This is a genomic window from Geomonas ferrireducens (assembly GCF_004917065.1).
GTDB lineage: Bacteria > Desulfobacterota > Desulfuromonadia > Geobacterales > Geobacteraceae > Geomonas > Geomonas ferrireducens.
In genome coordinates this window covers 396,616-412,860 of sequence record NZ_SSYA01000001.1, presented here as the reverse complement: position 1 = coordinate 412,860, position 16,245 = coordinate 396,616, and the positions used below count along the sequence as shown (strand labels likewise).

General features: G+C 61.3%; 14 protein-coding genes. 3 read left to right on the top strand and 11 right to left on the bottom strand.

Annotated features, from left to right (window positions below):
• Positions 1–23: 23 nt before the first annotated feature.
• Together E8L22_RS01855 and E8L22_RS01850 are read left to right on the top strand one after the other, a co-directional pair.
• Positions 24–2,495, top strand: a complete 2,472-nt coding sequence (locus E8L22_RS01855; RefSeq protein ID WP_136523586.1) for a molybdopterin-dependent oxidoreductase — start codon at positions 24–26, stop codon at positions 2,493–2,495.
• Positions 2,496–2,634: 139 nt separating this feature from the next.
• A complete protein-coding gene (locus E8L22_RS01850; protein WP_129127204.1) occupies positions 2,635–2,871 on the top strand; it encodes a hypothetical protein in 237 nt (78 codons plus the stop codon).
• Positions 2,872–2,878: 7 nt separating this feature from the next.
• Here E8L22_RS01850 and E8L22_RS01845 read toward each other — a convergent pair whose 3' ends face one another.
• From E8L22_RS01845 to E8L22_RS01815, 7 genes are all read right to left on the bottom strand, one after another.
• Positions 2,879–3,454 carry a menaquinol oxidoreductase gene (locus tag E8L22_RS01845; RefSeq protein ID WP_246044513.1) on the bottom strand — a complete coding sequence of 192 codons (576 nt, stop codon included), beginning with the start codon at positions 3,452–3,454 and terminating at the stop codon, positions 2,879–2,881.
• 10 nt (positions 3,455–3,464) lie between these two features.
• Positions 3,465–4,301 carry a cytochrome C gene (locus E8L22_RS01840; protein ID WP_136523585.1) on the bottom strand — a complete coding sequence of 279 codons (837 nt, stop codon included), beginning with the start codon at positions 4,299–4,301 and terminating at the stop codon, positions 3,465–3,467.
• 65 nt (positions 4,302–4,366) lie between these two features.
• On the bottom strand, positions 4,367–5,101 hold the full coding sequence (locus E8L22_RS01835; protein WP_136523584.1) for a cytochrome b/b6 domain-containing protein: 735 nt from the start codon (positions 5,099–5,101) through the stop codon (positions 4,367–4,369).
• A complete protein-coding gene (locus tag E8L22_RS01830) occupies positions 5,098–6,183 on the bottom strand; it encodes a cytochrome c3 family protein (RefSeq protein ID WP_246044511.1) in 1,086 nt (361 codons plus the stop codon). Before E8L22_RS01830 ends, E8L22_RS01835 begins: the two co-directional genes overlap by 4 nt.
• A 22-nt stretch (positions 6,184–6,205) precedes the next feature.
• Positions 6,206–6,859 carry a DNA-binding transcriptional response regulator gene (locus E8L22_RS01825; protein ID WP_136523583.1) on the bottom strand — a complete coding sequence of 218 codons (654 nt, stop codon included), beginning with the start codon at positions 6,857–6,859 and terminating at the stop codon, positions 6,206–6,208.
• Between the two features lie 32 nt (positions 6,860–6,891).
• Complete coding sequence (locus E8L22_RS01820; RefSeq protein WP_136523582.1) at positions 6,892–7,155, bottom strand: hypothetical protein; 264 nt, start codon at positions 7,153–7,155, stop codon at positions 6,892–6,894.
• A gap of 51 nt (positions 7,156–7,206) precedes the next feature.
• On the bottom strand, positions 7,207–7,455 hold the full coding sequence (locus tag E8L22_RS01815) for a hypothetical protein (protein ID WP_136523581.1): 249 nt from the start codon (positions 7,453–7,455) through the stop codon (positions 7,207–7,209).
• 493 nt (positions 7,456–7,948) lie between these two features.
• On the opposite strand from E8L22_RS01815, the gene E8L22_RS01810 reads away from it, so the two are divergent.
• Positions 7,949–9,376, top strand: a complete 1,428-nt coding sequence (locus tag E8L22_RS01810) for a sigma-54-dependent transcriptional regulator (protein ID WP_136523580.1) — start codon at positions 7,949–7,951, stop codon at positions 9,374–9,376.
• 83 nt (positions 9,377–9,459) lie between these two features.
• Here the strand turns inward: E8L22_RS01810 and E8L22_RS01805 are convergent, their stop codons facing one another.
• From E8L22_RS01805 to E8L22_RS01790, 4 genes are all read right to left on the bottom strand, one after another.
• Positions 9,460–10,455, bottom strand: a complete 996-nt coding sequence (locus E8L22_RS01805) for a cytochrome c3 family protein (RefSeq protein ID WP_136523579.1) — start codon at positions 10,453–10,455, stop codon at positions 9,460–9,462.
• A gap of 270 nt (positions 10,456–10,725) precedes the next feature.
• Positions 10,726–12,372, bottom strand: coding sequence for an aspartate:alanine exchanger family transporter (locus E8L22_RS01800; protein WP_136523578.1), 1,647 nt, complete (start codon positions 12,370–12,372; stop codon positions 10,726–10,728).
• A gap of 52 nt (positions 12,373–12,424) precedes the next feature.
• Positions 12,425–14,905, bottom strand: coding sequence for a methyl-accepting chemotaxis protein (locus tag E8L22_RS21940; RefSeq protein WP_136523577.1), 2,481 nt, complete (start codon positions 14,903–14,905; stop codon positions 12,425–12,427).
• A 92-nt stretch (positions 14,906–14,997) separates the two neighbouring features.
• Positions 14,998–16,131 (bottom strand): ABC transporter substrate-binding protein, encoded by a 1,134-nt coding sequence (locus E8L22_RS01790; RefSeq protein ID WP_136523576.1) that lies wholly within the window; start codon positions 16,129–16,131, stop codon positions 14,998–15,000.
• Positions 16,132–16,245: the final 114 nt, after the last annotated feature.

Below are 16,245 nucleotides of genomic sequence, written 5' to 3'. Positions count from 1 at the left end.
ACACCGAATACTGAGGTTTTTATATGGTCAGCTTAACCATTGATGGCAAGAGCGTGCAAGTCGAAGAAGGTACCACCATACTGGGGGCCGCGGCCACGGTCGGGATCACGATCCCGACCCTTTGCTGGCTGAAGAAGGTCTCCCCCACCGGCGCCTGCCGCGTCTGCGCGGTAGAGGTGGCCGGGGTGGAGCGTACCATGACCGCCTGCAACACGCCGGTCAAGGAGGGTATCCAGGTCACCACGGACACGCCGGCCCTCCGGGAGGCGCGGCGCAAGATCATGGAACTCATGCTGGTGAACCACCCGCTGGACTGCCCGGTCTGCGACGCCGGCGGCGAGTGCGACCTGCAGGACTCCTGCTACGCGCTGAACGCGACCAAGCAGGACTACTCGGCGATCCTGGAGCGCCGCCAGATCCGCTACGACTGGCCCCTCATCGAAAGCGACCCCAACCGCTGCATCCTCTGTGAGAAGTGCGTCAAGGTGGACCACGAGATCGTCGGCTGCGACGCGATCAAGGTTGTGAACAAGGGGGAGGACGCCATCATCGACACCGTCGACGGCAAACCCTTGAACTGCGAGTTCTGCGGCAACTGCGTCGCGGCCTGCCCGACCGGCGCCCTCATCTCCAAGCCGTTCAAGTTCAAGGGGCGTCCCTGGACCTTCAACCGGATTCCGAGCGTCTGCGCCTTCTGCGGTACCGGCTGCCAGATCGAGTATCACGCGAAGGAAGGTCGCGTCGAGCGGGTAACCAGCGAGGACGACGGCTACAACAACGGCAATCTCTGCATCAACGGCCGCTTCGGCTACCGCTACCTCGATTCCGACCAGAGACTTTCCGAGCCGATGCTGAGAAACGATGCCGGGGCCCTCGGTAAGACCGACTGGAACACCGCGCTCAACACGGTGGCGGCGAAACTTAAGGAGATCGTGGCGCGCGAAGGGGGCAAGGCGGTTGCCGGCCTCGGTTCCCCGAGGGTTACCAACGAGGAGAGCTTCCTCTTCCAGAAGATCTTCCGCGAGGCGCTAGGCTGCGGCAACGTCGATTCGGAAGCGGGACTTGGCTTCGCCCAGGCGCAGGCCCAGATGCAGAGACGCTTCGGTTTCACCGGCGCAAGCAAACAGCTCGACGCGCTCGATGAGGCCCAGGCCATCCTGGTCTTTGGCTGCGACCTGAACGCCGAGGCGACCAACGCCGAGTACCGCGTCATCAAGGCGGCGACGAAAAAAGATGCGCGCCTGGTCCTCGTGAACATGCGCGACGTCAAGCTGAAGAAGTTCTCCAACGTGCACCTGAAGAACGCACCAGGTGCCGAGCTGCAGGTGATCTACGCCCTGATGAAGGGTCTCATCGCGGCAGGCGTCGCCGTCCCCGCCGGGGCCGAGAGCGTCAAGGAAGGGCTCGCCCAGCTTTCCATGGCCGAGCTCTGCGAGCAGGCCGGTATCACCGAGGCGGCCGTCGAGAACGCGGTGCAGCAACTCGCCGGGATGAGCCGCGTGGCCATCGTCTTTGGCGCCGATCTGATCAGGAGCGCCGATGCTTCCGTCAAGATCGCGGCACTTGCCGACCTCGCCGTGCTCACCGGGGCCTCCGACGCGCAGGGGGGGGGCATCTACCCGATCGACGCGAAGAACAACAGCGTAGGCCTGCTCGACATGGGGGTGGTCCCCGGGGCGGACGGCAAGGATATCTGGGGCATCGTCGAGGGGATCGAGGCGGGGAGCATCAAGGCGCTCTACCTCATGGGATGTGACCTGGCCGGCTTCCCGGACAACCAGCGGATCAGGAAGGCCCTCGCGAAGCTTGAGTTCCTGGTGGTGCAGGACGTCTTCGAGGGAGACTCTCTCGAGTATGCCCACGCCGCGCTCCCGGCTGGTGCCGCGGCTGAGAAGAGCGGCTCGTTCACCTCGCTCGACAACAGGGTGCAGGCGATCTTCAAGGCGGTCGACGCCCCCGGCCACGCCAAGGAAGACTGGGCCATCCTGGCCGACCTCTGGAGCCGCCTCACCTCCAGCAACCAGCGCATAACCCCGGCAAGCGTCATGGCTGAAATCAAGACCAAGGTCAAAGCGTACGAGGCATTTGACGGTTCGCGTGACGGCGTTACAAAGGGTGCTACCGCTGCCAGGGGCGATGCGCCGCTCGCACCGATCACCAAGCCGGCAAGCTCCGCCAAGGCGAGGTTCCAGCTCCTGGTCGGACCGGTCGGTTACCACAACGGTACCTCCACCACCCGCTCCTCCGCGAACCTCGAGGTCTGCCCGACCGGATTCGTTGAGCTGCATCCCTCCGATGCCGCGTCCCTTGGGGTCGCGGAAGGGGCGAGCGTCAAACTATCCTCCGGCAACGGTGCCATGACCGCCCCGGCGCGCATCAGCGACAAGGTGCAGCCCGGCCTGCTCTTCGCTCCGTCGCACTTCAGGGAGCTGAACGCAAACGCGCTCCTCAAGGGGAACTGCAACCTCGTCGAAGTGAAAGTGGAAAAGGGATAGGAAGGATGCCGCGCACGGCATGAAAGAACGAAAGGCCCCCGAAGCAAGCGCTCGGGGGCCTTTTTTTGTAGCGGTCCCGGACGTGTGATGATAATCTGCCGGTCCAACTGCAGCGAGATCACTGTGGAGGTGGAAAACGATGGAAGACAAGCTGACGCAGATCGCCGCGATGGCGGGGAAAAACGACAAGATCGCTGACAAGCTGGAGCAGATGCTCTCCGGCCCCAACGACCGTGCCTACGTGGTCTGCAGCTACGAAGACTGCAAGCTCCACCTCAAAGGGCGCTGCACCATCTACACCGTGCTGGACGTGCCCCGCATGAAGACGGGGCAGCCCTGCAACAGTTACGAGAAACACCAGGCGGCTGAGAACTGATGGGGGATCAGCTGTAGAGGGAGTCTTCTTCCTCGGGGGGCATCCTGCCGTTTCGCTCCAGAAAGTCCAGTTGCTCCTGTTTCTTTCCGAGCTGGTCGCTGCAGAAAGTCCAGATCCGGTAACTTTCCAGGCAGAGGACGGTGAAACCGGCGCCGAAAACGGCCCAGTAGTTGTCGGCGAGCGCGTCGGCCACGTAGTAGAAAAGGTAGAACCCGAGCGCGTAGCCGACATGACAGAAGCTGCTTTTGTGGTACACGCCGGCCATCATGCGCGACAGGCTCAGGATGATGGCGGAAAAGGTGTAAAGCACCAGCACCATGCTGACCATGAACGGGGTGGGGGGCGTCCCCATGGCCGCCACGAGCTGCTGGGGAGTGGGGAGGAAGGTGAAGCCCCGCCACGCCACGGTACTGGCGACTATGAAGAGCGACAGCGCGAAGAGCCCGCGGTTTGAGAAGCGCCGCAGCCTCGCCATGTCGTCCATAAGCCCCTGCCGCAGCACGCTTTTCGCGTCCCGGGCAGCGCTACCCGTCGCTATCTTGTCTTTGCTTGCCGCTTCCATGGAGCACCCGTCCGCTTTCATGACTGGCCTGCTACCGGTTCGGATCTGCATTGGGGGAAGGATTCACCCGGTTCAGTTCGACGTTGTCCAGCCTTTTCCTGATACAGTAGAAAGACTGTGCGATCCTGTCAAGCTCATAGGGGAGTTTTGGCGGGTGCAGCGCGGTACCTCCCTCCTCGTTTTTTTCCGCAAAATCCTGCAGCTTCCTCATAGGCACAAGCACGATCATCTTAAGTAGTGCGATCACCCCCGCCATTGTCAGTACCAGCGTCAGTATCGAGAAGATGATCATCTGCAGGCGGATCGATGCCAGCGAGGCGAGAGTAGCTTCCTGCGAAAGGCCGATATCCAAGGTTCCCAGCACCTTCTGGTCGGCGGGGTGGAAGTGGCAGGCGGCGTTGGCGCATTCGGGGTCGTTGTAGATCGGCGCGGTTATCGCGATCACGTCGGCGCCGAGGTTGTTCTTGAAGCTGCGGGCCTTCTGCATGCTGCCGAGCGTCGTGATGGGCTGAGCTTTTTCGTGGCAGATGACGCACCCTTCCGCTTTCTTGTCGAGCTGGCGGTTCACTTCTTCCGGGTGCGACGAGACCACGACGGTCCCTTTCTTGTTGAAGATGCGCACGTGCTGTACGCCCTTTTGCTCGCTTATGTTCCGGATGATCGCCCGGTTTAGCTCGCGGTCCGATTTGAGCATGGCATGCCGCGTAGACTTCAGCACGATTCCCGCCAGGTTGTTCGCGTGTTCCACCGAGTCCCGCAGCACCACGTTCTTGATCGCCGCATACAGGAGCACGAAGCAGACCACGAGGAAACCGGTTACCACGATCCCGACCGGGACCAAAGCCCTCCCTGCGATTCGCTCGAACATGGTGCACCTCCGTTTTCACGTATCCCCGGCGACCGGTTTACTCCGGCGCCGGGGTGGCTGCCGCCTCAACTATGCTGATTGTCAGGTATGTGCTGCATGCACTCCGGGTAATGCCGTACGGGCCGGTACCCCCTGGGAGCGTCCTGGTGCTCTTCGGCCACCTCGTGGTGCTCCTCCACCTCCTCCCAACCGAAGATCATCGGTTTCAGGTAGGAAAGCGGGGTGGCGCCGAGGGTCGCCAGGTAGACGTGGGTGCAGAGAAAGGCCACCAGTGAGCAGGCAAGGAGAAAGTGCAGCGCGACGATGAACTTGATCCCTCCGGTCATGAGCACCAGCACCCTGAGCGGGGTGACGTTCATGAGCAGCAGCCCGCTGAAGATGACGAACGGCTCCAGCATGAACATGACCACCAGGTACGCCGCCTTCTGCATCGGGTTGAACTTCACCTTGGGTGTCGCGTGGAAGGGGCTCGGACGCCCGAGGAAGTACCAGAAGCAGTAGTAAAGAAGCTGTCTTACTATGCCGTGCTTGATGTCTTCCTGGTTCGGAATGTAGATGTCGTCCAGGTTGCTCTTCACCGTCGCGTAGTAGAAGAACCAGATGAGAAAGGAGAACGATACGATCAAGCCGGCGGTGTTATGGACCCTGATTGCGGTCTGGTAGCTCCCGAGAAAACTGAGCGTTTCTGGGAAGCGGATCTGGACGCCCGTTACTGCGAGCGTGATGATGCCGAAGGCGTTTAGCCAGTGCCAGACCCTGATCGGGATGGGCTGCAGGTATATTTTCGTTTTATCGCTCATGACTCATGCTCCTTTCTCTCTCTGTTTTTGCGGGTAAGGAAGCGGAGGAAGCCATGCCCGACAGGCATGATGAGGCCGCCGCAGATGATGGCGAGGCCGATGCGGTTCAGGTTCTGGTTTTTCGTCGAGCCCATGAGGTAGAAGTCAGGGGTGCCATAGAGGGCGTCGAGGATGGCCCCCTTCTCGACCGCCACCCGCTGATAGGTGCCGTCCCTCCCCGGGAAGGTGAGGTAGCTCGTCTGCATCACGGTGGAACCCGAGGTGTGGCAGAAGGAGCAGTTGCGGCGGTTGTCGAGGATCTCGAAGTTGTGGGTGACCGTTTCCGGGGTCATCATCCCCTGCAGGTGCAGGTTCTTGTGCGCCGGGTCGTTGTTGAAGTTGCGCAGTTCCTGGATGGAGATGTAGTTGTCGTGGTTCTTGTCGACCAGGGTTACGATCTCCGCGCCCCCGGCGAGACCTTTCAGCTCGTCGTAGCTTGCCATCTCCTGTTTCCCGAAACGCGAGCCGTTTTGTCCTTTCACGATGTACATGCTGATGTAGTAACTCTTCGCCCCGGTATGGCAGGTGATGCACGGCAGCATCCTGATGTGCAGATCCGCCTGGGGTAGCCACTGCCCGTGTGTTGCCGTCATCTTGAAGACGTCATGGCAGTTGGAGCACATGGTGTTTATCTCCTGACCGGAGATTTCCTCGGGAGACTTCACCTTGTGCGGGTTGTGGCAACCGGCGCATCTGGTCTTGCCTGCGTGGATGCTGGAGCCGTACTGTTGGGCGATCTCCGAGTGGCACTCGGCGCACTCGGCCCTGGCCGGCACTCCACCTTGCGGATGTGTCGCCGGCATGGAGTCGTGGCATGATGGGCAGCCGATCTTGGCGTGCGTGGTCCGTGTGTAGCGCGCGGGATCGATGAGCATCTTCCCGCCTACGGCGGCGGGGTCCGCATGGCAGGAAAGGCAGGTGCCGCTTTTCCCTTCGGTGCCGCCGAAGGAAAAGCCTTCCGCCCTGCAGATGGCCGCGCTTGCCAAGAAGAGCAGTGCCATGAGGAAAAGGGCTATCCAGTTCTGGTTCGTGTGACGGTTCACGTTGACCTCCTTTTTACGGCAGTTATCTCTTGGACAATTCGCTAACCGCGGTCTGCGCCACCCGCTGTGCCAGCCTGATGCGGAAAATCGGCACGAGCTGCGTGGTGATGATGACGGCGCAGAAACCGAGGAAGAGGTAGGTCAGCCCTGCGGTGGCAAATCCGGCCCCCTGTATGGCGAGGGTAAGGGCCGCGCCGATGACCACGGAAAGAAGCGTCATGAGGCAGACGACGTGCCTGGCCGGTGCCGCTATCCTGTTACGTTCCCGGCCGACAACGCCTTTGCGGCCGTTTTCGCGGTTTTTCCTGAAGGCACATCCTACTGCCGCCTCGAGTTCCTCGGTGTCGCACGGATCGGCCGGTTTCAAGGCGCAGTAGAAAATTCCCTCGTTGTGGACCCGGCGAGCAAGCGCGGCTGGGACGTCATCGCATACCAGAATCACCTGGAGGTTCGGATCGCCACGTTTCAGCAGGTGGAGCAGGTCAGCCGATGCGATATGGGGATCGAAGTCCCCGTCCAGCAGCAGTACGCCACCCTGCGTCTCGAAGACGCCCTGCAGCAACTCGGCGGCTGAACCCATGGTTGTCACCGAGTATCCCGAGGCACTGAACCTGTCCGCCATCCGGTCACGCCGCACCGCGTCGTGTTCCGCTACTATGACTCTAAGCTCTTTCATGGCCCACCTCGACTGGCCTTAGCCAGCACCGACTACTTGGTATCGGTTTCCACTGGAACCCGGGATTTTTTGCTGACCAGGGAGTAGACCCCTTTGAGCATAGCACCCAGCAGCATGAGCCCCGGGATCACCTGGACCACGATCACAGCACCGAGGAAGAGGAAGAACACCTTGGACATGGTCCCTTCATGCCCGGAGAGATCGACTACGCCGGAGATCATGGCGGCACCGGCCAGGACCAGACCGATGATGGAGCAGGTGACGATTTTGGCTTTTTGGTTGGCTAGCTTTTTCATGGCATCCTCCTTGGTATCGGGAAATTGTGCTTGTTAACGGTTCAGGGTGCTCTAGCCGATTCTGGTGCTGCGGCTCTTCACCGCCGCTTCCCGCTTGGTGTGGGCGCCGAAGAGTCCCTTGAGAAGCCCGATGAAGAGCGCTGCGCCGGGGAAGAGCTGGAAAATGAACACGGTGGCCGCGAAGGTAATGAAGAAGGTGGCAGCGAATCCGTTCCAGGCAGGAGCCGAATCCTGGGCTGCAGCAAGGGCCTGGGGTACGGAGGCGAGCAGGGCTACGATCAAGGTGGCGAGCGCTTTCATGATTCCTCCCCGTCGCGGGCAGATCGTCATGCCCGGATCTTGCTTTCCTACTAGCATCGACCATGCCACTTTTTGTAAACTTGCAAGTGGTTGAAATTATTATATGTGTGCGAATGGTGTGTCCGGCGTGGCGAGAAAGTCTTCCCGAATCTGTATAACGCTTTAATACAGCTCCGTGTTTCGGGCGGATGGGCAAAACGGTCGTCGCTAAAGGCAGATCACGCAATTTCAACATGTTATCCGTGTCCAACACGGTGTATAAAGGCGAGATACACTCTAGGAGGTGCGGCGCGGCTTTACTGTCTCGAGCCTTTTGCTTCTTTATCTGCAAAGGCATGGAAGGTTGCAGTGAGGAACTTGCCGTTTACAATGCTTGATGTTGACACGATGATGTTTGTGGGCTATTGAATAGCTGCACATGAATGACATCTTTTGTTGACGTCGACCGACGAGGTGATCGAGCCTGTAACCTTGAATGAGGTATGGTGAGCCTATGAACATCCTGGTTGTAGATGATGAAGCTGTAATTCGGGAGGGGCTTTCACGGATTCTGGAGGGTGCTGGTTACCAGGTGGAAACTGCGAAGAGCGGTATCGTAGCCATCCCATTGCTGCAAAAACAGGAATTCGATCTCATCATCACCGATCTCAAGATGCCGGGCATGAGCGGTTTCGAGGTGCTGGACACGGTGAAGACGCTGCAGCCGGGGGTTCCGGTCATCATGATCACCGGGTTCGCCACGGTGGAGACCGCAGTCGAGGCGATGCGCCGGGGAACCGTCGATTACCTCGTCAAGCCGTTCGCTCCGGACCAGATCCTCGAAAAAGTTAAGCTCGCCCTGGAACAGCGCAAGCTTCCCCCCGAAGACCTCTTTCTCAAAAACGAATTGCAGTGCCACCAGGGCTTCGACCTCTTCGTGGGGCAGAGCCCGGAGATGCAGAAGGTTTACCGGCGCATCCTGCAGGTCGCACCCACGGCTAGCACGGTCCTCGTCTACGGCGAAAGCGGTACGGGGAAGGAGCTCGCGGCGCGCGCCATTCATAACAACAGTCCCCGCAGGGACCGTCCCTTCGTGGCCGTAGATTGCACGGCACTCGCGGAAACCCTTCTGGAGAGCGAGCTTTTCGGCCATGTGCGGGGCGCCTTCACCGGGGCGGTGCAGACGAAAACCGGCCTTTTCAAGGTTGCCGACGGCGGTACCCTTTTCCTGGACGAGGTGTCCAACATCAGCGTTTCCACGCAGGCGAAGCTTTTGCGTGTACTGCAGGAGCGGAAGGTAACCCCGATCGGGGGGACCCAGCCCGTCCCCTTCGACGTGCACCTGGTCGCTGCGAGCAACAGGAACTTGAAGACCATGGTCGCCGAAGGGACCTTCCGCGAAGACCTCTTCTTCCGTCTGAACATCATCCCGCTGGAACTCCCACCCCTGCGCGAGCGCAAGGGTGACATCCCGCTTCTCGCGCGGCACTACCTCGAAAAATTCGTGGGTGAAATGGGGAAGGATATCCGGGGCATCTCCCAGGAGGCGATGCAGTTTCTGGAGCACTACCCGTTCCCGGGGAACGTGCGCGAGCTGGTGAACTGCATCGAGCGGGCCGTCGTACTCACCGAGGGGGAACTGGTTCAGCAGGAAGACCTGGAACTTGGCGACGCAGTCGTCTCTGGAAGGGATGATGCGGAGGGTGACGACGAGTTTGGCGGGCTGGTGCCGCAAAACGTCGAGGACCTGAAGGAGATGAAGCGCCAGATTCGTGACAAGTCGGTGGAGGGCGTGGAAAAGGCCTTCGTGATCAACGCGCTCAAGAAGACCCAGGGGAACATCTCACGGGCCGCCGAGGAGACCGGCATGCTGCGCCCGAACTTCCAGACCATGCTGAAACGGCTCGGGATCTCGGTGAAGGATTACTTCGGCAAGACGTAACCTTTGCGCTTGCCGCATGAAAAAAACGCGGGCCGCCGCTTCTTCGTGAAGCGACGGCCCGCGCTGCGTTTTAGGGCCCCTTCTCAGCCGCGGACGTGGCAGGAGTCACAGTTGCCGTTGACCGTGAAGGCGGCCTTGCCGTCGTGGCATGCCCCGCACGACCTGGCCTTCTTCATCTCGGACATCGAGATCGGTTTGTTGCCGCTTCTGGTCGGGAAGGTGCGCGTGTGGCAGTCCTGGCATTTGTACATCTGCAGGTGCGAGGTGTGGCTGAACTTCACATCGCCGACCTTGGCCACCTTGAAGTTGATTTCCCGTACCGGATGGCATTTTTCGCACTTGGCCAAGGCGAAGGCCTCTTTCGCGTTGTGGCAGGCACCGCAGGATTTCCCCTTCTGCATGGCCGCCATGGAGACCGGCTTGTGATTGGGTGACAGCGAGTAGATGGCAGAGTGGCACTTGCCGCAGCTGTAGAGCCCTGCATGTTTGCCGTGGTCGAAGACGGTAGGGCCGGTCTGCTTGACCTTGAAGACCACCTGCTTGGGCGAGGGGTGGCAGGCCTCGCACCGGTCGATGCTGAAGGCTTTGTTGCCGTTGTGACAAGCCCCGCACGATTTCCCCTTCTTCATCTCCGCCATGGTCGTCGGCGGGTTGTGCCCGGTAGTGAAAATGGCGTCGTGGCACGCGGTGCACTGCATGCTCTTTAGGTGAATGGCGTGGCTGAAGTGCACCGGGCCTGTCTGTTTGATCTTGTAGGTGATGTTTTTCACCTTGTGGCATCTGGTGCATTGCGCGACGGCGAATGCATGCTTGCCGTCGTGGCACTTGCCGCACGATTTCCCCTTCTCCATGTCCGCCATGGTTGCCTTGCTCTTCGGTGCATTGGCGTCCTCGTGGCAGCTTTTGCAGGTCGTTTTCCCGCCCTGGGCGTTTTTCGCCTTCAGATGGGTCGAATGGCTGAAGACCACCTTGCCCGCCCCGTCAGTCTCGTACACGACGTTCTTCAGCTCCAGTGCCATCGCCCCGGATGCTGCCAGTGCCAATGCGGCCAACACGGCGAATGCGGATCTGCGTCCCATGGTCTGTCCCTCCCGGTTTGTGGATTGATGTACCGTACTGCCGTTTCTCGAGCAGATTGTTTTCAGAAAGGACCTGTTGCATCACGCGTGCCGGAATATCCGGTGGTTAGCCGAGATTCGGTATCTGTTTGGAAAGATGGGCCTTTTGCCGACGGCCGCACGGAAGGGCGGCGCCCCGGTGAGGGGGCGCTGTATAGCGACGCTATACACGCCGCGCGTTCAGCTGCGGTTCGGGTGGCGGGTAGGGGAGGCGGGCCGAGCCCGCAGGCGTCAGTAGGGGCCGACCGTGGCAAGAATGATGTGGACCAGGATGATCTTCCCTATCGTGGCGAACGGGAAGACGCAGGCGTACCCCTGGTCGGAGAGGTCGTTGCCGGTCTGTTCCTTGATGTATCCGAGGCCCGGCGTGGAGGTGTGCATCCCCGCGACGATGCCTACGGCGAGCGTCATCGGGAGCTTCATGATCTTGTGCGCGATGAAGAGGCCAAGGAAGGCGGTGACTGCGGTGAGGCAGACCCCGGCGATGAAGATGGCGCCGCCCCCCCCCTCGGTCAGCGTGGTGAGCAGGCTGTAGCCGGAGCGGGTGCCGATCCCGGCGAGAAAAAGGACGAGTCCAACCTGCTTCAGCGTCATGCTGGCGCTGTAGGGGAGGCTCCAGACCATTTTGCCGGTCCTGCCGAAGGTGCCGAGGAGGATGCCGACGATGAGGGGGCCGCCGGCGAAGCCGAGTTGCATGCTTCCGCCCCCCGGGAATGGGAAGGGGATGAGACCGAGGATGAGACCGATGACGAGGCCCAGGCTGAAGGTCATCACGTCCACCTCGCTCACCTTGCGATACGAGTTGCCGAAGAAGGCGGTCACCGCATCCATGTCGCTTTTGTGCGCAAGGACCCGGATCACGTCCCCCAACTCCAGCACCATCTCCCCGTCGGGAAGCAGCTCGCTGTCGCCGCGGCGCACGAGCGTGATCACCTCACCGAAACGCTGGTCATTGTGCAACTCGCCTATGGTGCGCCCGATCGCTTGCGGACTCGATACGAATATCCGGCGGTACTCGTACTCGGTGCGGTCCAGCCCGAGGCGCTCCTTGCTCCTGCGTTCCCCTAGCACCGCCGCGAGCTTTTCGATCTCCTGCGGCAGGCCGGCCACCATGACCAGGTCTCCAGGCTGCAGCACGGTGGCGGGACCGGCGTAGAAGAACTCGCCGGAGCGCTTGACCCGGCTGAAGATCACCTCGCAGTTGTTCGACTCGTTCAGCCTCTGAACGGTCGTGTCCGGCGGCTCCACTGTCTGCACCTTGATGGTGCAGTGCACCAACGACTTGCGGTCCTCGGGCTTATGCAGGACCTGGTACTCGGCCTGGTAGTCCACCTTCCAGAGCTTCTGGCAGACGTTTATCGTCAGCATGAGACCGATGACGCCGATGGGGTAGGCGACCGAGAAACCGACTACGGGCTCGGCCAAAAGCTTCTCGAGGAGGTTCTCCGGCGCGGTCTGACGGATCGATTCGAGCGCGCCCCCGAGCGCCGGGGAGGCGGTGAGGCTGCCGCAGAAAATCCCGGCGGCGATTCCCGGCTTCAGTTCCAGGTAGCGCTGCAGTGCTATGCATACCGCAGCCGACACGCAGAGTACCCCGCCTGCGACGGCGTTGTTCATGACGCCGTTTCTGCGGAAGGTCGAGACGAAGGAGGGGCCGGCCGAGAGCCCGACGGTGTAGACGAAGAGCGCCTGCCCCATGATGTACACGATGGCGGGGGCCTTCATGTCGGGGTGGAGCATGCCGAAGCCCAGCCCCACGAAGAGGACGGCGCCGACGCCTAAGGTGATGCCGTAGCACTTGATGCGCCCGAGCGGATAACCAAGCGCAGCCACCATGAGCAGAAGCATCAACGGGTTCTCGAGGAGAATCTTGATCATGATCGCACCTCATCTCGCTGTCATGACCGGGCGTTGCGCGCCCAGCGATCTGCTAGCTCAGCTTGAACTGCCCGACCAGTTTCTGCTGTTCCTCGGCGAGCCGTGACAGAAGCGCCGCGGACGCCGCAGACTCCTGGGCGTTCTTCGCGGTGTCCTGCACCACCTCGTTTATGTTCTGGATGTTGTTGCTGATCTCCACCGTGGTCGCGGTCTGCTCTTCCGCTGCGGTGGCGATCTGGTTCACTTGGACGGTGACCGAGCCGATCTGCTGGAGGATCTCCTCCAGTGCGGCACCCGATTTCGCCGCCTCGACGGTGCCCGCCTCGACCCGGGTGACGCCGGACTGCATGGCACCGATCGCACCTCTCGTCTGCTGCTGCACGGCCTTGATCATCTCACCGATCTCGCGTGTCGCACTCGAAGTCCGCTGCGCCAGGGCGCGCACCTCGTCGGCGACGACGGCAAAGCCGCGCCCCTGCTCTCCGGCGCGCGCCGCCTCGATGGCGGCGTTCAATGCCAGGAGGTTCGTCTGGTCGGCGATGTCGTTGATGGTGTTGACGATGGCGCCGATCTGTTCCGACTTCTTGCCGAGGTCACCCACCGTCACTGCGGACGCACGGACCTGCTCGGCGATCTGGTTCATCCCCTGGACCGTTTCCTTCACCACGTCAGCGCCCGCCTCCGCGGCGTTGTTGGCCTGCTTCGACCCCTCGGCGGCCTGCGTGCAGCTAAGGGCTATCTCGTTGGAGGTCGCCGCCATCTCCTCGCTGGCCGTGGCCACCGTGGCAGCCTGCCCGGCGACCTGGGCCGCACCGGCTGCCATCTGCTCGGCGGCGCAGGAGAGCTCCGTTGAGGCCGAGGCGACCTGGGCGGTGTTCTGCGAAACCCGCGAGAGTACCTCGTGCAGGTTCACGACGATGTTGTTGATGCTGTCGCAGATGTCGCCGATCTCGTCGCGCGAACCGGTCTTGATGCGCTTGGTCAGGTTGCCGGCGGCGATCTCCGCGGTCACGAGCTTCGCGTGGGCGAGGGGCCTCGTGATCGAGGCGATGATGCGCAGGCTGATCACGAAGGAGATGAGGATCACGGCCGCCGAGACCGCAATCATGACATAGGAGAGCAGGGTGGCGTTGTCTACCGCGCGGCGCACGCCGGTCAGGATCTGCTGCTGGTTCTCGCCGATGCTTTTTACCTGCTCCTCGCTTCTTTGCGCCTGTTCGCGTGAGATCCCTTGCGCCGATTCCAGCGCCTTCTGCATGGCGAGGTTGCTGCGGATCACGCCGAGCTTGGTCGCCTCGATCTTCCGGATCGATGCGCCCGCTTTGCGGATGATGCCGGAGACATCGGTGATGTTCCGCGCGAGGTCCTTCTGCCCGGAGTCGAGCAGGAGTTTTCTAGCCGCGGCTATGTTCGCCTCGATCCTCTTCTGGGACTGGGCTAGCGTTCCCGACAGCTTGCCTACCTCCGCTTCGGTGCCGCTCAGCATGATCTGGCGCACCCCGGCGTTCAGCTCCTTCACGTCCACACTGATGTTGCTGCCAGCCTCCATTACGCCGTTGGCCGCATTCTGAAAGCCTAGCGACGACACCACCTTGTTACGGTCCTTAACGATCTGCAGCTCGAGGGTGTCGATGGTGTTGAAGATCTTCTTGCTGTTTTCCTCGAGCGGTTTCATGATCTCCCGCGCCTTGGTCGCGTACTGCTCCGCGTCAGCCTTCTCCGGGTTGTTCAGCATCTCCTGCCTGAGGGCCAGAAGGCCCCCTTCCTCGGCGCCGATCCGGTTCAGGATCTCGGTCGCCACACCCTTCACTTCCTTGATGGCCGGGTTGTCCCCCGGATCCACTTCGATGTTGCGGGTGAGCTCGATGGTGTTTTTCAGGCGCTCCTTTAAGGGCGCGATCTTGAACTTGCTCTTCACCAGTTCGAGGTCCGCCATGAAGATGTTGATGTCCTTCAACCGGCTTTGCAGGGTGAGTAGTTTCTTGATCGAGCTGTTCACCTGGAGGTTTGCTGCCTGGGAGGAGTTGATGTTGGAGAGGGCGCTGTTTCCCATCTGGCTGATCTGTCGGCGCATGGCGCTGACACTTCCCTCGGCCTTCAAGAGCTCCGCGTTGACCGAGGCGATCTCGCTCTTGAAAAGGGACATGTCGCTGAGCCTTTGCGAGGCTACCTGCACCACGGTCTTTTCGATGTCGCGCAGCACCGCGGTGTCGACCCCGCTGGAGGAGGCGCCCCCCTTGACGATGTCGTCGTTCAGGGCCTCCATCCGCTTGATGCGCGTCGTTATCGACTCCGACAGGCGCGTTACCTCGGCGGGCTCGGTCGTCATCTCAAGGCGCATGAAATCGGCGGAGACCTTTTCCACCGTCTGCTGCAGCTCCAGCATCTTAAGGTGCAACGGCGTCGACTTTCCCGTCAGGATCTCGATGCTCGACTTCACCTTCGCTATGGAAAAAAGACCGATCCCGGCCAGTACCGAGATCCCCACGATGGTCAGCGCGATGTTGCCCCAGAGCTTGCTTTTGACGGTCATTGCCACGCCCCCGGAAATAAGATGCCGTGCCGAGGGAACCGGGCCGCAGTCAGTCGCGGCGCCGGTTCCCGACCTGTCGTCGTACTCATGAGCTACTTCATGGATACCAGCTTGTTACCCTTCACGACCTGCAGGTAGACGTTGTCCTGCCCCTGGTGGTCCTGCGGCGTGAAGGTGAGCTTGATCCCGCCCATGTCCGCGTCCTTCATCGCCTCGTAGGCCTGGATGAAGCCGGCCTGGGTGGGGGGATTGCCCGCCTTCTCCAGCGCCATGACGATGGACTTGGCCGCCATGCATCCTTCCATGCTGACCGAGTTGAAGCCGACCTCCTCGGGACTCTTCTCGATCGCCTCCTTGCACTCCCTGGTGATGGGGAGGCTCAAGTCGTCCAGTTCGGGCACCACCTGGCTCATGATGACACCCTCGGCCGCCTCGGGCCCCACCGCCTTGACGAGATTCATGCCCCCCGCGAAGGAGCCGGAGGCGAGGCGTGCGGTTACCCCTTCCTTGCGCGCGAGCTTGATGAACTCGGCACCCGGTTTGTACACCGCGCCGACGATGATGGCGTCCGGCTTACCCTCCATGATGCTGGCAAGCCCTGCCGTCACCGCCACCGTGTTACGCTCGAAGGAGCCCTTGGAGACGACGGAGAGCCCGTGGCGTTTCACCGCCTTCTCCGTGGAGGCGAGGATGTCGGTGCCGAGCCCGTCGTTTTGGTAGAAGACCGCGAAACGCTTCGCCCCCTGCTTCACCAACTGGTCCACGATCTTGTCCACCTCCTGCTGATAGCTGGCGCGGACATGGAAGACCTCCCGGACCACCGGAGTGCGCAGTTCGGTGGCGCCGGTCCTCGGGTTTATGTACGGAAGCTTGTATTCCTTGACCACCGGCAGGCTCGCGACGCAGTTCGAGGTACCGACCGAGCCGACCACCGCGAATACCTTCTGTTCGTCGGCCAGTTTCAGCAGGCAGTCGATGGTCTTGTCCGTCGTCATCTGGTCGTCCATGGCGACGAGCTCCAGCTTCCTGCCGTTAACACCACCTTTCGCGTTGATCGCCTTGAAGTAGGCGTCGACGCCGACCTTCATCCCTCTTCCTGAGCCTTTGTTGGCCCCGCTCTGGTCGTTCACCATGCCGATCTTGATGACGTCGCCTGCCGCCCCCGCAGCTTGTGCCGTCGGAGCGATCATCATCAGCACCACGGTGAGGAAAATCATCTTTCTCATGACAACCTCCTTTTCTCTGGGTAGGCTCGCGCAGGGGCCACATGGGGACAGCCTGCGTCGTGGTTGTAAGCACAATCATTTCGGGCTGTTGCAAATGGGCTCCATCCAGAGGAT

Bases quoted from the DNA above. Each gene is read 5' to 3' on its own strand.
- E8L22_RS01855 (WP_136523586.1), top strand. From the start codon at position 24: ATGGTCAGCTTAACCATTGATGGCAAGAGCGTGCAAGTCGAAGAAGGT.
- E8L22_RS01850 (WP_129127204.1), top strand. From the start codon at position 2,635: ATGGAAGACAAGCTGACGCAGATCGCCGCGATGGCGGGGAAAAACGAC.
- E8L22_RS01845 (WP_246044513.1), bottom strand. From the start codon at position 3,454: ATGAAAGCGGACGGGTGCTCCATGGAAGCGGCAAGCAAAGACAAGATA.
- E8L22_RS01840 (WP_136523585.1), bottom strand. From the start codon at position 4,301: ATGTTCGAGCGAATCGCAGGGAGGGCTTTGGTCCCGGTCGGGATCGTG.
- E8L22_RS01835 (WP_136523584.1), bottom strand. From the start codon at position 5,101: ATGAGCGATAAAACGAAAATATACCTGCAGCCCATCCCGATCAGGGTC.
- E8L22_RS01825 (WP_136523583.1), bottom strand. From the start codon at position 6,859: ATGAAAGAGCTTAGAGTCATAGTAGCGGAACACGACGCGGTGCGGCGT.
- E8L22_RS01820 (WP_136523582.1), bottom strand. From the start codon at position 7,155: ATGAAAAAGCTAGCCAACCAAAAAGCCAAAATCGTCACCTGCTCCATC.
- E8L22_RS01815 (WP_136523581.1), bottom strand. From the start codon at position 7,455: ATGAAAGCGCTCGCCACCTTGATCGTAGCCCTGCTCGCCTCCGTACCC.
- E8L22_RS01810 (WP_136523580.1), top strand. From the start codon at position 7,949: ATGAACATCCTGGTTGTAGATGATGAAGCTGTAATTCGGGAGGGGCTT.
- E8L22_RS01805 (WP_136523579.1), bottom strand. From the start codon at position 10,455: ATGGGACGCAGATCCGCATTCGCCGTGTTGGCCGCATTGGCACTGGCA.
- E8L22_RS01800 (WP_136523578.1), bottom strand. From the start codon at position 12,372: ATGATCAAGATTCTCCTCGAGAACCCGTTGATGCTTCTGCTCATGGTG.
- E8L22_RS21940 (WP_136523577.1), bottom strand. From the start codon at position 14,905: ATGACCGTCAAAAGCAAGCTCTGGGGCAACATCGCGCTGACCATCGTG.
- E8L22_RS01790 (WP_136523576.1), bottom strand. From the start codon at position 16,131: ATGAGAAAGATGATTTTCCTCACCGTGGTGCTGATGATGATCGCTCCG.